The sequence below is a fragment of the Janthinobacterium psychrotolerans genome, assembly GCF_001677885.1.
Taxonomy (GTDB): domain Bacteria; phylum Pseudomonadota; class Gammaproteobacteria; order Burkholderiales; family Burkholderiaceae_D; genus Janthinobacterium; species Janthinobacterium psychrotolerans.
Genome location: NZ_LOCQ01000047.1, coordinates 70523 through 84144 on the forward strand (window position 1 = coordinate 70523; position 13622 = coordinate 84144).

Consider the following 13622-nt stretch of genomic DNA (forward strand, 5'->3'; position numbering starts at 1 on the left):
TCTGCCATGCGTATTTTACTTGCCGAAGATGACAGCGTGCTGGCCGACGGGCTGACCCGCTCGCTGCGCCAGTCCGGCTATGCCATCGACTGCGTCAAGAATGGCCAGGAAGCCGATACGGCCCTGTCCACCCAGGAATTCGACCTGCTCATACTTGATCTTGGCCTGCCCAAACTGAGCGGCCTGGAAGTGCTGCGCCGCCTGCGCGCGCGCGCGTCCCTGCTGCCGGTGCTGATACTGACGGCGGCCGATTCCATCGAGCAACGGGTCAAGGGCCTCGATCTCGGTGCCGATGATTATATGGCCAAGCCCTTCGCCTTGTCCGAACTGGAGGCAAGAGTGCGCGCCCTGACCCGCCGCGGCGCCGGCGGCGGCGCCACTGTCATCAGGCACGGTCCGCTCAGCTATGACCAGGTGGGGCGAAGCGCGTATATCAACGAGCAGATGATCGACCTGTCGGCGCGCGAACTGGGCCTGCTGGAAATTTTACTTGGCCGCACCGGCCGTCTCGTCTCGAAAGAGCAGCTGGTCGACCACCTGTGCGAATGGGGCGAGGAAGTGTCGAACAACGCCATCGAAGTCTATGTGCACCGGCTGCGCAAGAAGATCGAGGTCGGCGGCGTGCGCATCGCCACCGTGCGCGGCCTCGGCTATTGCCTGGAAAAGTACACGGAAGCGCGCGCGCCGCTCGACGCCGGCGACGCCGGCCAGTGAAACCGGGTGTCGCGCCAGCGGACCAACCGGCCGAAGACGACTGGTACGAACCGCCCACCAGCGAGCAGGATGAAACCATCCAGCATTCGCTGTTCGGCGAAATCCTCGACTGGATGCTGGCGCCGCTGCTGCTGCTGTGGCCGATGAGCATCGCCATCACCTACCTGGTGGCCAAGGGCATCGCCAACCAGCCTTTCGACCATGCGCTGCGGGACAACGTCACCATGCTGGTGCAGCAGTTCAGGCTGGCCGATGGTGCGCAAGCGAACGGCGCACTGCCGGCGCGCCCCGGCGGCAACGCGCGCGAGACGCTGCGCGGCGACGATGTCGACGCCGTCTATTACCTGATGCTCGACCAGCAGGGGCGCTACCTGGCCGGCGACCGCGACCTGCCGCCGCCGCAGGATGCCGACCGCTACCGTAGCGGTGCGGTGCTGTTTCGCAATGACGCCGTGCACGGCACGCCGGTGCGCGTGGCCTTTTCGTATATCGACACCCCCGACGGCGCCGGCGACGACGATGGCCGCGCGCTGGTGCAGGTGGCCGAAACCCTGGAAAAACGGGCCCAGCTGGCCAACGAAATCATCAAGGGCGTGATCTTGCCGCAATTCATTATCCTGCCCGTCATCCTGGCGCTGGTGTGGTTTGCGCTGTCGCGCGGCCTGTCGCCGCTGGCGCAGCTGCAGGAGCGCATACGGGCGCGTCCGCCCGACGATCTGTCGCCGATCGATACGGACCAGGTGCCCGAGGAAATCACGCCGCTGGTCGGCTCGCTCAACGACATGCTGTCGCGGCTGTCCTTGTCGATCGAGATGCAAAAGCGCTTTATCGCCGACGCCGCCCACCAGATGAAAACGCCGCTGGCCGGCATGCGCATGCAGTCCGAACTGGCCCTGCGCCAGACCGACCAGGACGAGATCCACCGCTCGCTGCTGCAGCTGGCGAAAAGCTCGGAAGCGGCGACGCGGCTGGTCAACCAGCTGCTGGCCCTGGCGCGCGCGGAAAACCAGCCGCAGGCGGGCACGGCGTTCGTGCCGCTGGAACTGAGCGAACTGGCGCGCGCCGTGGTGCACGACTGGGTGCAGGCCTCGTTTGCGCAGCGCATCGATCTCGGCTTCGAACAGGCGACCGAGCCGGTGATGATTTCAGGCAATCCGATGATGCTGCGCGAACTGCTGGGCAACCTGATCGACAATGCGCTGCGCTATACACCGCTGGGCGGCAGCGTGACGGTGCGCGTGCGCGGCACGCCGGAACAGGCCATCCTGGAAGTCGAGGATACCGGCCCCGGCATTCCCCAGGCCGAGCGCGTCCACGTGTTCGAACGCTTTTATCGCATTCTTGGCAGCAATGTCGATGGCAGCGGCCTGGGCCTGGCCATCGTGCGCGAAATTGCCCAGCAACATGGCGCCGAGGTCGACATCTTTCACAATCCGCGCGCGCACACGCCCAAGTTGCCAGGCACCCTGCTGCGCCTGACGTTCGCCCTGCTGCCGCCGCCGCCCACGCTCGAGGACGAGATCAGCTATGGATAAGACCCGGCCGGCGAGCCCCCCAAGCCCCGCCCTGCTGGCGCGCCGCGCCGCGCACTGGAAGGCCACCCAGCGACTGACAGCGGCGCTGCTGCTGGTATGGCTGCTGACGGGCTTTTTGACCGTGTTTTATGCACGCGAACTGCTGCATCTGCAGCTGTTCGGCTGGCCGCTGCCGTTCTATATGGCGGCCCAGGGCGCCTCGCTGGTCTACCTGGCCATCCTCGGCTGCTATGCCTGGCGCATGCGCCGGCTCGACCAGCAATGCCAGCAGTGCAAGGCGGAGGAATTGCCATGAGCGCGCCGCGCACCTTGTTCCAGCGCCTGGCGCGCTATTATTTGCTGTTTTCGGCCGGCTTTGCCGCCTTTTTGCTGGCCCTGACCATGCTGGAACAGGAGGGCATGTCGCGCGTCTGGATCGGCTATCTGTTCATGTTCGCCACCATCACCCTGTACGCCACCATCGGCGTACTCAGCCGCACCTCGAACGTCACCGAATACTATGTAGCCGGGCGGCGCGTGCCGGCCCTGTTCAACGGCATGGCCACCGCCGCCGACTGGATCTCGGCGGCCAGTTTCATCAGCCTGGCCGGCGGGCTGTACCTGAACGGCTTCGACGGCCTGGCCTTCATCATGGGCTGGACCGGCGGCTATTGCCTGGTGTCGCTGCTGATCGCGCCCTACCTGCGCAAGTTCGGCCAGTACACGATTCCCGATTTCCTGGCGGCGCGCTATGGCGGCGGACGTGAAGGCCGCGGCGCGCCGGTGCGCGTGCTGGCCGTGGCCGCCACCATCGTGGTGTCGTTCACGTATGTGGTGGCGCAGATCTACGCGGTCGGCCTGATCGCCTCGCGCTTCACGGGCGTCGATTTTTCGGTCGGCATCTTCCTCGGCCTGGCCAGCATCCTGGTCTGCTCTTTCCTGGGCGGCATGCGCGCCATTACCTGGACGCAAGTGGCGCAGTACATCATCATCGTCGTCGCCTTTTTGATCCCCGCCATGTGGCTGTCGGTCAAGCACGCCGACAACCCCGTGCCACAGATCGCCTACGGCAAGGTCCTGACGCAACTGAGCGCACGCGAACAGGTGCTGGACCAGGACCCGAAGGAGCAGGAAGTGCGCGACATCTACGCCCAGCGCGCGCACAACTACCAGGCCGACCTGGACGGCCTGCCCGCCTCGTGGGACGCGGGACGGCTGGCGGCCCAGCGCCAGCTCGATATCCTGCGCAAGCGCAACGCTTCGCTGTTCGATATCCGCAGCGCCGAGCGCGCCCTGATCGCCTATCCGAAAAGCCCGGAAGAGGCGCGCAGCCTGTGGCAGACGGCGCTGGCGCTCAATTTGAAGCGGGCCGAGCCGATCACGCCGCATGCCCAGCCGTTTCCCGCGCCCGACCGCGCCCAGTCCGATATCAAGCGCAACAATTTCCTGGCGCTCGTCTTCTGCATGATGCTGGGCACGGCCGCGCTGCCGCATATCCTGATGCGCTCGTACACCACGCCGTCGGTGCACGAAACCCGGGTCTCGGTATTCTGGACCCTGTTTTTTATTTTGCTCATTTACCTGACGATACCGGCGCTGGCGGTGCTGGTCAAATACGATATCTATTCGGCCCTGGTCGGCACCCAGTATGCGCACCTGCCGACCTGGGTCTCGTACTGGGCCAATGTCGACAAGCTCAGCCCCCTGATCAGCATCGTCGACGTCAACCGCGACGGCGTGGTGCAACTGGCCGAAATCGCCATCGACGCCGACGTGCTGGTGCTGGCCACGCCCGAGATCGCCGGTCTGCCCTACGTGATCTCGGGCCTGGTGGCGGCCGGCGGCCTGGCCGCCGCGCTGTCGACGGCGGACGGCTTGCTGCTGGCCATTTCCAACGGCCTGTCGCACGACATCTATTACAAGGTGGTCGACCCGACGGCCTCGACGCAAAAGCGCGTGACGATTTCAAAATTGCTGCTGCTGGCGGTGGCCTTTATCGCCGCCTATGCGGCCTCGCAGAAGCCGGCCGATATTCTATCCCTGGTCGGCATCGCCTTTTCGCTGGCCGCCTCGAGCCTGTTCCCGGCGCTGGTGCTGGGGGTGTTCTGGAAACGCGCCAACCACCATGGCGCCGTGGCCGGCATGCTGGCCGGCTTTGGCGTGTGCCTGTACTACATGCTGCAGACCAGCCCCATGCTCGGTGGCGGCCCGGCCGGCCAGTGGTTCCATATCGCGCCGATCGCCGCCGGCATTTTCGGCATGCCGGCCGGCCTGGCCACCGCCGTGCTGGTCAGCCTGCTGACACCGGTGCCGGGCCGGCGCAGCACGGGGCTGGTCGACCATATCCGCGCGCCGGAATAGGACGGCACAAGTTGCAGTGGAATTATATTTATCTTAATGATAATATATTTCTTTCTGTTAATTTTAAAAAGGCAATATGTCGATCCAGCACGCATGCGTGACGTTCTTTGCCAGCCTGTGCCTGCTTGCCATGGCGCCGGCAGCCGGGGCAAGCGGGCAAGGCAGTGGCGCCCATCCACCGCCGATCGCCGACTTCTTTGCCAACCCCGAGTTCAGCGAAGTGCAGCTATCGCCCGATGCGCGCCACCTGGCCGTGCTGGTGCTGGGACCGAACGGACGCAAGCGCCTGGCGGTGGTCAATCTGCTCGATCACGGCATCAAGGTGGTGGCGCAGTTCGATGACGTTGACGTGGGCGAAGTGGAATGGGTCAATCCCGAGCGCCTGGTGCTCACCACGCGCGACTACCAGACGGCGCCCGGCGAGCAGCGCTATGCGCCCGGCCTGTACGCCGTCAACCGCGACGGCGGCGATTTTCGCCAGCTGGCCGAGCGCGGTTTCGCGCCCAACTTGTCGACCTCGGTCTACAAGCCGCTGCCCTGGCATACCTGGCTGACCGGCCAGCGCGGCGCGCAGGATTCCAATGTGATTTATGTGCGCAGCACCGTCTACACGGCCACCCGCGAAGTCGACTACACGGCCCTGCTGCGCCTGGACACCGTCACCGGCCGCAGCACGGCCGTGGCGCCGCCGGGCAAGGTGCGGCGCTGGCTGCTGGACCAGGATGGCGAGCCGCGCATCGCCGTCACCAGGGTGCGCAATGTCGAGACCATCCTGTACCGCGATCCGGCCAGCGGCGCCTGGCGCCAGCTGGCGCAATTCGACGCCTATCTGAAGGGGAAGGACGCGTTCACGCCGCTCGCCTTCGGCCCCGACGGCACCCTGTATGTCAGCGCCCGCATCGGTAGCGACACGCTCAATCTGTACGCCTGGGACCTGGCCGCCAACCGCATCGATGCAACGCCCGTGATGGCGCTGCCCGGCTATGATTTCAGCGGCAGCCTGATCGTCGGCAAGGGCAAGCTGCTGGGCCTGCGCTACCTGGCCGAGCGGCGCGGCACGCGCTGGTTCGACCAGGCCATGGCCGCCACCCAGGCCGGCATCGATGCGGCGCTGCCGCAGACCGTCAACCTGATCTCGACGGCGCCGAAGGCGGCCACGCCGTTCATGGTGGTGGCCTCGTATGCCGACGTGCAGCCGGTCACTTTTTCCCTGCTCAACAGCGAAACCGGGCAGTTGACCGCCATCGGCGCCTCCATGCCGCACATCCAGGCGGCGCAGATGAGCAAGCAAAAGCTGGTGCATTACCCGGCGCGCGACGGTTTGCCTATCCCGGCCTGGCTGACGGTGCCCGTCAGCAGCGGCGGCAAAAACCTGCCGCTGGTGGTGATGGTGCATGGCGGCCCATATGTGCGCGGCGCGTCCTGGCAGTGGGACAGCGAAGTGCAGTTCCTGGCCTCGCGCGGCTACGCCGTGCTGGAACCGGAATTTCGCGGCAGCACCGGTTTCGGCAGCAAGCATTTTCATGCGGGCTGGAAGCAATGGGGCCTGAAAATGCAGGACGATATCGCCGATGGCGCGCGCTGGGCGATTGCCCAGGGTGTGGCGGACAGCGAGCGCATCTGCATCGCCGGCGGCAGCTATGGCGGCTATGCGGCCCTGATGGGGCTGGTCAACGATACGCACCTGTACCGCTGCGGCATCGACCTGGTCGGCGTCACCGATATCGGCCTGCTCTATACCGGCCACTGGAGCTTTGCCTCGGACATGAGCGGCGACTGGAAACAGTACGGCATGCCCGAGCTGATCGGCGACCCGGTCCGGGACGCGGCCCAGTTCAAGGCCACCTCACCGATCGCCCAGGCCGCGCGCATCACCCAGCCGCTGCTGCTGGCCTATGGCGCGCTCGACAAGCGCGTGCCGCTGTATCACGGCAAGCAGTTTTACGCGGCCGTGAAGCAGCATAACCCGCAGGTCGAATGGGTGGTCTACGAGGAAGAAGGCCACGGCTGGTCGCTGCCGAAAAACCGCATCGATTTCTGGTCGCGGGCCGAGCGCTTCCTCGAGCGCCATATCGGAAAACCCGGCGCGGCGGCGAAAAAGGAGTAGGCTGGAGGGCCGTGTTCCCTGCCAGGAGATTCTATGCCATCCGGAAAAATTCTTGTTGCGCAAGGTGGTGGCCCCACCGCCGTCATCAACCAGTCGCTGGTGGGCGTGGTGCTCGAATCGCGGCGCTTCCAGCACGTCACGCGCGTCTACGGCGCGCTGCATGGCGTGCGCGGCATCATCAATGAAGACTTTATCGACCTGACGCAGGAAACCAGCCACAACCTCGAACTGGTGGCCGCCACGCCCTCGTCGGCGCTCGGCTCCACCCGCGACAAGCCCGATATCGCCTATTGCCAGAAAATTTTCGAGGTGCTGCGCGCGCACGAGATCGAACACTTCTTTTATATCGGCGGCAACGATTCGTCCGACACGGTGCGCATCGTCAGCGAGGAAGCGCACAAGGCCGGCTACCCGCTGCGCTGCATCCATATCCCGAAAACCATCGACAACGACCTGGTCGGCAGCGACCATACACCGGGCTTTCCGTCGGCCGCGCGCTTTGTCGCGCAGGCGTTTGCCGGCGCCAATCTCGACAATGCCGCCCTGCCCGGCGTCTACGTGGGCGTCGTCATGGGCCGCCATGCGGGCTTTCTGACGGCCGCCGCGGCGCTGGGGAAAAAATTTCCCGACGACGGGCCGCACCTGATTTACGTGCCGGAACGCACGTTTGTACTGGAACAGTTTCTGGCCGACGTCAAAGCCGTTTATGAGCAACATGGCCGCTGCGTGATCGCCGTCTCCGAAGGCATCCACGACGCCTCGGGCGAGCCGATCGCCAGCCTGCTGGCCAAGGAGGTGGAACGCGATGACCACGGCAATGTGCAGTTGTCGGGCACCGGCGCCCTGGCCGACCTGCTGTGCGGCGAGATCAAGGCCAAGCTCGGCATCAAGCGCGTGCGCGGCGACACCTTCGGCTACCTGCAGCGCTCGTTCATCGGCTGCGTGTCCGACGTCGACCAGCGCGAAGCGCGCGAGGTGGGCGAAAAAGCCGTGCAATACGCCATGTGGGGCGACCGCGACGGCTCGGTCGCCATCAAGCGCACCGGTTATTACTCGGTCGACTACGAGCTGCTGCCGTTGACGGACGTGGCCGGCAAGACGCGCACCATGGACGACGCCTTTATCAGCGACAGCGGCACCGATGTGACGGACGCCTTCCGCCTGTATCTGCGTCCGCTGCTGGGCTCGAAAATGCCCGATGCGTTCCGGCTGCGCTGCGCCAGGGTAGCGAAAATCCTCAAGCCGTAAATGAAGCGGGCGTAAAAAAAGCAGGCGCTTGTAAAGGACAAGCCCTGCTTTTTTCGTAACGCGGTAAAACTCAGATCACGATGGTCTGATGCTCATCGCCGTTACGGGCGCGGATTTTACCGATGGTGTAGACGATTTCGCCCGCTTCTTCCAGTTGCGCGATGGCGGCGGCGGCGTTTTCTTTCGACACGATCACCGTCATGCCGATGCCGCAGTTGAACACGCGGTGCATTTCGGCGTCGGCCACGCCGCCGTGCTGCTGCAGCCAGGTAAACAGCGGTGGCATGGTCCACGCTTTCGAATCGAGCTCGGCGACCAGGCCAGGCTGCAGCACGCGTGGAATATTCTCCACCAGGCCGCCGCCGGTGATGTGCACCATGCCTTTGACTTCCATCGAGGCCATCAGCGCCAGCAGCGGCTTGACGTAGATGCGCGTCGGCTGCATCAGCACGTCGGCCAGTTTGCGGCCGTGGAAGTCGCCTTCCAGGTCCGGTTTAGCCACTTCGATGATCTTGCGCACCAGCGAGTAACCGTTCGAGTGCACGCCCGACGAGGCCAGGCCCAGCACCACGTCGCCCGGGGCGATTTTGGTGCCGTCGATGATGTTGGCTTTTTCCACGGCGCCGACGGCAAAACCTGCCAGGTCGTATTCGCCGGCCGGGTACATGCTCGGCATTTCCGCCGTTTCGCCGCCGATCAGCGCGCAGCCAGCTTGTTCGCAACCCTGGGCGATACCCTTGATGACGTCGGTGGCAATCGCCACGTCAAGCTTGCCGCAGGCAAAATAGTCGAGGAAGAACAGCGGCTCGGCGCCTTGCACCAGGATATCGTTGACGCTCATGGCGACCAGGTCGATGCCGACCGTGTCGTGGCGGTTCAGTTCGAACGCCAGGCGCAATTTGGTGCCCACGCCGTCGGTGCCCGAGACCAGCACCGGTTCCTTGTACTTCTTGCTGATTTCAAACATGGCGCCAAAACCGCCCAGGCCGCCCATCACGCCTTCGCGCATGGTGCGCTTGGCGTAAGGCTTGATTGCTTCGACTAAAGCGTCGCCTGCGTCGATATCGACGCCAGCGTCACGGTAGGAAAGGGAAACATTAGAAGTCTGGTTCATGGTGTGGTGGCAGCGGAGGCGGTAAAATAGAAGGCGGAATACAAGGCGGATCACCATCAGCACGCCTGCACGGCAAGGGTTGCAACCCTTGTGCGAGCGGCGCGCCAGCCGGTCGATTCGGTCGATCAAGCCGCTATTTTATCAAACTGCCCCCCGAGTTTGTAATTAACTGCCTTTTTTTAACGCAAAATCGGAAACTTCACTGCCGTCGCTGCTACGGATGGCCGCTTTCACGCATGTAAGACGCCACTAGCGGTCCGGCAGCTTCTATAATGCTTGAATATAATTATCCATCATGCCAATCCAATAACAGCGACGACGCATACGCAGTAATGAAAAACAGGACAAGGCGTACGCCATGAAACAACTGGTGCTCGATCTCGGCACAGACCAGGCGCACAGCCTCGATACCTTCGAGGTGGGACAGAATGCCGAAGTGGCGCAGCTGATGCGCCAGTTCGCCGCGCGCACCTCGCGCGAGCATTTTGCCTACCTGTGGGGCGAGCTGGCCGCCGGCAAGAGCCATCTGCTCAAGGCCCTGGCCAGCACCGAGCGCGCGCGCTATATTTCGCCGTTCTCGATCGAGTCCGAATTCGCCTATTCCCCCGAGGTCGACCTGTATCTGCTCGACGACTGCGAAAAACTCTCGCCGCTGGCGCAGATCGACGCCTTTGCCCTGTTCAATGAAATCCGCGCCAACCGGGCCTATATGGTGTGCAGCGGCGCCGTGCCGCCGGCCGTGCTGCCGGTGCGCGAAGACTTGCGCACGCGCATGGGGTGGGGCCTGATCTACCAGATCCACGGCCTGACCGACGATGAAAAAATTGCCGCCCTGACACAAGCGGCCACCACCCGCGGCTTGACCTTGTCGCCCGGCGTGTTACCCTATCTGCTGTCCCATTTCCGGCGCGACATGCGTTCGCTGTCGACGATGCTGGACTCACTCGACCTCTACTCCCTTGAAACCCAACGCCCGATCACCTTGCCCTTGTTGCGCGAGTTGTTGCAGGCGGAAGCGAAAGAATGATGAATCTGGCCCTGTTTGACCTCGACCATACCCTGCTGCCCATCGACTCCGATCACGAGTGGGGCGAATTTCTGGTACGCAGCGGCGTAGTGGACGCCACCGAATTTACCCGCCGCAATGACGGTTTTTTTGCCCAGTACCAGGCCGGTACCCTGGACGCGGTGGAATACCTGGAGTTTTCGCTGGGTAACCTGGCGCTGTTCCCGCGCGCCCGCCTCGACGAACTGCATGCGCAGTTCATGGCCGAAGTGGTGCTGCCGGCGATCCGCCCCGAAGTCGTCGCGCTGCTGAAACAGCACCACGATGCGGGCGACCTGGTGGCCATCGTCACGGCCACCAACCAGTTCGTCACCAAGCCGATCGCCGCCGCCCTGGGCGTGGAACACCTGATCGCCGCCATGCCCGAATACGATGCCGACGGCAACGTCACGGGCAAGCTGGTCGGCACGCCGACCCTGGGCGCCGGCAAGCTGACCCACACCCACGCCTGGCTGGAAAAGCTGGGCAAGCAACTGGGCCAGTTCGAACGCAGCTATTTCTACAGCGATTCGCACAACGACATCCCCCTGCTGTCGGTCGTCACCCACCCGGTCGCGACCAACCCCAACGCGGCCTTGAGCGCACACGCATCCCTCCACGGCTGGCCATCACTCCACTTATTCAATGATTAAAAAATTCATCCGCAAGATCCTCGGCGTTAAAAAAGAGGCAGCGCGCGACACCACGGTAGCGACCGTGCTCGGTCCCGCGCAACACGGAATCGATCCGAAACTGGTGACCTCGAACGCCATCCGCGTCACCAGCAGCCTGCAGGAAGCGGGCTTTGAAGCGTTCGTGGTGGGCGGCGCGGTGCGCGATTTGCTGCTGGGCGTGAAACCGAAAGACTTCGACATCGCCACCAACGCCACGCCGGAACAGGTCAAGCGTTTGTTCCGGCGCGCCTTTATCATCGGCAAGCGCTTCCAGATCGTGCATGTGATGTTCGGCCAGGACCTGCTGGAAGTGACGACCTTCCGCGGCGCCGGCGCCGATTCGGCGCCGAAAGATGAACATGGCCGCGTGCTGCGCGACAACACCTTCGGCCTGCAGCACGAAGACGCACTGCGCCGCGACTTCACCATCAACGCCATGTACTACAACCCGGCCACGCAGGAAGTGCTGGACTACCACGGCGGCGTGGAAGATATCCGCGCGCAAACCCTGCGCATGATCGGCAAGCCCGAAGAGCGCTACCGCGAAGACCCGGTGCGCATGCTGCGCGTGGTGCGCTTTGCAGCAAAGCTCAAATTCACGATCGAGCCGCATACGGCCGAACCGATCGCCGTGATGGCGCCATTGATCAACAATGTGCCGGCGCCGCGCGTGTTCGACGAAATGCTCAAATTGCTGATGAGCGGCCATGCGCTGGCCTGTTTGCAGCAGCTGCGCAAGGAAGGCCTGCATCATGGCCTGCTGCCGCTGCTCGACGTGGTGCTGGAGCAGCCGCTGGGCGCCAAATTCGTCACCCTGGCGCTGGACGCCACCGATGCCCGCATCGCCGCCGGCAAGACAGTCTCGCCGGGCTTTTTGTTCGCTTCCCTGCTGTGGCACCAGGTACTGGAAAAATGGACCGCCTACCGCGCCGCCGGCGAGTCGACCATCCCCGCGCTGCACCTGGCGGCCGACGACGTGCTCGATTCGCAAACGGAAAAACTGGCGCTGCAGCGCAAGATCGGCTCGGACATGCGCGACATCTGGTCGATGCAGCCGCGCTTCGAGCGCCGGGTTGGCAAGGCGCCGCACAAACTGCTCGAGCATTTGCGCTTCCGCGCCGGCTACGACTTCCTGCTGCTGCGCTGCGCCTCGGGCGAGATCGAGTCCGAGATCGGCGAGTGGTGGACCGCGTTCTACGAAGGCGACGAAGAGACGCGCGAAGCGCTGCTGGCCAGCGCCAGCGCCGCACCGGGCGCCGTCAAGAAAAAACGCCCGCCACGGCGCAGCACCCGCAGCAAGAGCGGTGGCACGGTCACCGGCAGCACTGGCGAGCAATAACACGCCATGGCGATAGTGACCGCCTACATCGGCATCGGCGCCAACCTCGGTGACGCGCGTGCGAATGTGCTTGAGGCCATCGCGCGCCTGGCGCGCCTGCCCGGCGCCAGCCTGGTCGACGCCTCGCCCAGCTACCGCACGGCGCCCATCGATGCCAGCGGCGACGACTATATCAATGCGGTGGCGCGCATCGCTACCGCCTTGCCGGCCGAGGAACTGCTGCAGGCGCTGCACAGCATCGAAGCGGCGCACGGGCGCGAGCGGCCCTACCGCAACGCGCCGCGCACCCTCGACCTGGACCTGCTGCTGTACGGCGAGGAACAGATCGCCAGCGCCACCCTGACGGTACCGCATCCGCGCATGACCGAACGCGCCTTTGTGCTGGTGCCGCTGCTGGCGCTGGCGCCGGCGATCAGCGTGCCGGGCAAAGGCGCGGCCAGCGATTATCTCGCAGCGGTTGCCGGCCAGGCCATCAGCAAATTGTGACCGCAGCGGGGCCATGCTCTACAATGCCGCCCCTGCACGCCGACCTATAAAGGTCTACACTAGCGGCGCTGCTCCCTTTCACTTTAGAGAATACTTATGTCCGCTTATTTGCAAGGAACCGATCTGGCCGCCAAAGAGCAGGCGGGTACGCCTGCGCCTGCCCCTGCGCCATCCAAGAGCGTCGCCAGCAAGGCCGTGACCATCCATACCCTGGCCACCCTGCGCGCGGCCGGTGAAAAGATCTCCATGCTGACCTGCTACGACGCCAGCTTCGCCTCGCTGATGGACCGCTGCGGCGTCGAAATCTTGCTGATCGGCGATTCGCTCGGCATGGTCTGCAACGGCCACAATTCCACCCTGCCGGTGACGGTGGCCGAACTGGCCTACCACACGGCGTCGGTGGCGCGCGGCGCCAAATCGGCCATGGTGATGGCCGACCTGCCGTTCGGCGCCTACGGCACCGTGGAAACCGCCTACGCCAACGCCGTGATCCTGATGCAGGCCGGCGCGCACATGATCAAGATCGAAGGCGGCGCCTGGCTGGCTGACACGGTCAGGTTTTTGACCGAGCGCGGCATCCCCATCTGCGCCCATATTGGCCTCACGCCGCAATCGGTGCACCAGCTCGGTGGCTACAAGGTGCAGGGCAAGAGCACGGAAAGCGCCGACCAGCTGAAAAACGACGCGCTGGCGCTGCAGAACGCCGGCGCGGCCATCGTGCTGATGGAAGCCATGCCGGCCCAGCTGGGCAAGGAAGTGACCGGGATGCTGCATGTGCCGACCATCGGCATCGGCGCCGGCCCCGACTGCTCGGGCCAGGTGCTGGTGATGCACGACATGCTGGGCGTCTTCCCGGGCCGCAAGGCGCGCTTCGTGCGCAACTTCATGGAAGGCGCGGCCAGCATCGACGAAGCCGTGACCGGCTATGTGAAAGCCGTCAAGGATGGCAGTTTTCCGGCGATGGAACACTGCTTCTGATAGCTTGACTCAGTAGAGGTTGGGCGTAGGTCGGGTTAGCGC

At 64.4% G+C, this 13622-nt stretch carries 12 protein-coding genes; 11 read left to right on the forward strand and 1 reads right to left on the reverse strand.

Going from position 1 to position 13622, the window contains the following annotated elements; translation table 11 throughout:
* Window positions 1–6 precede the first annotated feature (6 nt).
* The 6 genes from ASR47_RS06565 to ASR47_RS06590 all read left to right on the forward strand — a co-directional run bounded on the left by ASR47_RS06565 (window position 7) and on the right by ASR47_RS06590 (window position 7944).
* Window positions 7–714 carry a response regulator gene (locus ASR47_RS06565; protein ID WP_065306955.1) on the forward strand — a complete coding sequence of 236 codons (708 nt, stop codon included), beginning with the start codon at window positions 7–9 and terminating at the stop codon, window positions 712–714.
* A complete protein-coding gene (locus ASR47_RS06570; protein ID WP_065306956.1) occupies window positions 711–2249 on the forward strand; it encodes a sensor histidine kinase in 1539 nt (512 codons plus the stop codon). Before ASR47_RS06565 ends, ASR47_RS06570 begins: the two co-directional genes overlap by 4 nt.
* Entirely contained in the window at window positions 2242–2544 is a 303-nt protein-coding gene (locus ASR47_RS06575) for a DUF4212 domain-containing protein (protein ID WP_065306957.1), read from the forward strand. The genes ASR47_RS06570 and ASR47_RS06575 overlap by 8 nt, the downstream gene beginning before the upstream one ends.
* Complete coding sequence (locus ASR47_RS06580) at window positions 2541–4589, forward strand: sodium:solute symporter family protein (protein WP_065306958.1); 2049 nt, start codon at window positions 2541–2543, stop codon at window positions 4587–4589. Before ASR47_RS06575 ends, ASR47_RS06580 begins: the two co-directional genes overlap by 4 nt.
* 76 nt (window positions 4590–4665) lie before the next feature.
* On the forward strand, window positions 4666–6696 hold the full coding sequence (locus tag ASR47_RS06585) for an alpha/beta hydrolase family protein (protein ID WP_082988774.1): 2031 nt from the start codon (window positions 4666–4668) through the stop codon (window positions 6694–6696).
* 33 nt (window positions 6697–6729) lie between these two features.
* Window positions 6730–7944 carry a 6-phosphofructokinase gene (locus ASR47_RS06590; protein WP_065306959.1) on the forward strand — a complete coding sequence of 405 codons (1215 nt, stop codon included), beginning with the start codon at window positions 6730–6732 and terminating at the stop codon, window positions 7942–7944.
* A gap of 70 nt (window positions 7945–8014) precedes the next feature.
* Here ASR47_RS06590 and purM read toward each other — a convergent pair whose 3' ends face one another.
* Window positions 8015–9058, reverse strand: a complete 1044-nt coding sequence (gene purM / locus ASR47_RS06595; protein ID WP_065306960.1) for a phosphoribosylformylglycinamidine cyclo-ligase — start codon at window positions 9056–9058, stop codon at window positions 8015–8017.
* 358 nt (window positions 9059–9416) lie between these two features.
* Between purM and hda the strand changes: the two genes are divergently transcribed.
* From hda to panB, 5 genes are all read left to right on the forward strand, one after another.
* The gene (gene hda, locus ASR47_RS06600; protein ID WP_065306961.1) at window positions 9417–10085 is read left to right on the forward strand and encodes a DnaA regulatory inactivator Hda; all 669 of its coding nucleotides are present in this window, start codon (window positions 9417–9419) and stop codon (window positions 10083–10085) included.
* Window positions 10085–10756 (forward strand): histidinol-phosphatase, encoded by a 672-nt coding sequence (locus ASR47_RS06605; RefSeq protein WP_065307009.1) that lies wholly within the window; start codon window positions 10085–10087, stop codon window positions 10754–10756. Before hda ends, ASR47_RS06605 begins: the two co-directional genes overlap by 1 nt.
* Window positions 10749–12116 carry a polynucleotide adenylyltransferase PcnB gene (pcnB, locus tag ASR47_RS06610; RefSeq protein ID WP_065306962.1) on the forward strand — a complete coding sequence of 456 codons (1368 nt, stop codon included), beginning with the start codon at window positions 10749–10751 and terminating at the stop codon, window positions 12114–12116. The genes ASR47_RS06605 and pcnB overlap by 8 nt, the downstream gene beginning before the upstream one ends.
* Before the next feature lie 6 nt (window positions 12117–12122).
* Window positions 12123–12602 (forward strand): 2-amino-4-hydroxy-6-hydroxymethyldihydropteridine diphosphokinase, encoded by a 480-nt coding sequence (folK, locus tag ASR47_RS06615; protein WP_065306963.1) that lies wholly within the window; start codon window positions 12123–12125, stop codon window positions 12600–12602.
* Window positions 12603–12698: 96 nt separating this feature from the next.
* A complete protein-coding gene (panB, locus tag ASR47_RS06620) occupies window positions 12699–13580 on the forward strand; it encodes a 3-methyl-2-oxobutanoate hydroxymethyltransferase (RefSeq protein ID WP_171898905.1) in 882 nt (293 codons plus the stop codon).
* The last annotated feature ends 42 nt before the right edge of the window (window positions 13581–13622 follow it).

Bases quoted from the DNA above. Each gene is read 5' to 3' on its own strand.
- pcnB (WP_065306962.1), top strand. From the start codon at position 10,749: ATGATTAAAAAATTCATCCGCAAGATCCTCGGCGTTAAAAAAGAGGCA.
- ASR47_RS06585 (WP_082988774.1), top strand. From the start codon at position 4,666: ATGTCGATCCAGCACGCATGCGTGACGTTCTTTGCCAGCCTGTGCCTG.
- ASR47_RS06605 (WP_065307009.1), top strand. From the start codon at position 10,085: ATGAATCTGGCCCTGTTTGACCTCGACCATACCCTGCTGCCCATCGAC.
- ASR47_RS06575 (WP_065306957.1), top strand. From the start codon at position 2,242: ATGGATAAGACCCGGCCGGCGAGCCCCCCAAGCCCCGCCCTGCTGGCG.
- ASR47_RS06590 (WP_065306959.1), top strand. From the start codon at position 6,730: ATGCCATCCGGAAAAATTCTTGTTGCGCAAGGTGGTGGCCCCACCGCC.
- purM (WP_065306960.1), bottom strand. From the start codon at position 9,058: ATGAACCAGACTTCTAATGTTTCCCTTTCCTACCGTGACGCTGGCGTC.
- ASR47_RS06580 (WP_065306958.1), top strand. From the start codon at position 2,541: ATGAGCGCGCCGCGCACCTTGTTCCAGCGCCTGGCGCGCTATTATTTG.
- folK (WP_065306963.1), top strand. From the start codon at position 12,123: ATGGCGATAGTGACCGCCTACATCGGCATCGGCGCCAACCTCGGTGAC.
- ASR47_RS06565 (WP_065306955.1), top strand. From the start codon at position 7: ATGCGTATTTTACTTGCCGAAGATGACAGCGTGCTGGCCGACGGGCTG.
- hda (WP_065306961.1), top strand. From the start codon at position 9,417: ATGAAACAACTGGTGCTCGATCTCGGCACAGACCAGGCGCACAGCCTC.
- panB (WP_171898905.1), top strand. From the start codon at position 12,699: ATGTCCGCTTATTTGCAAGGAACCGATCTGGCCGCCAAAGAGCAGGCG.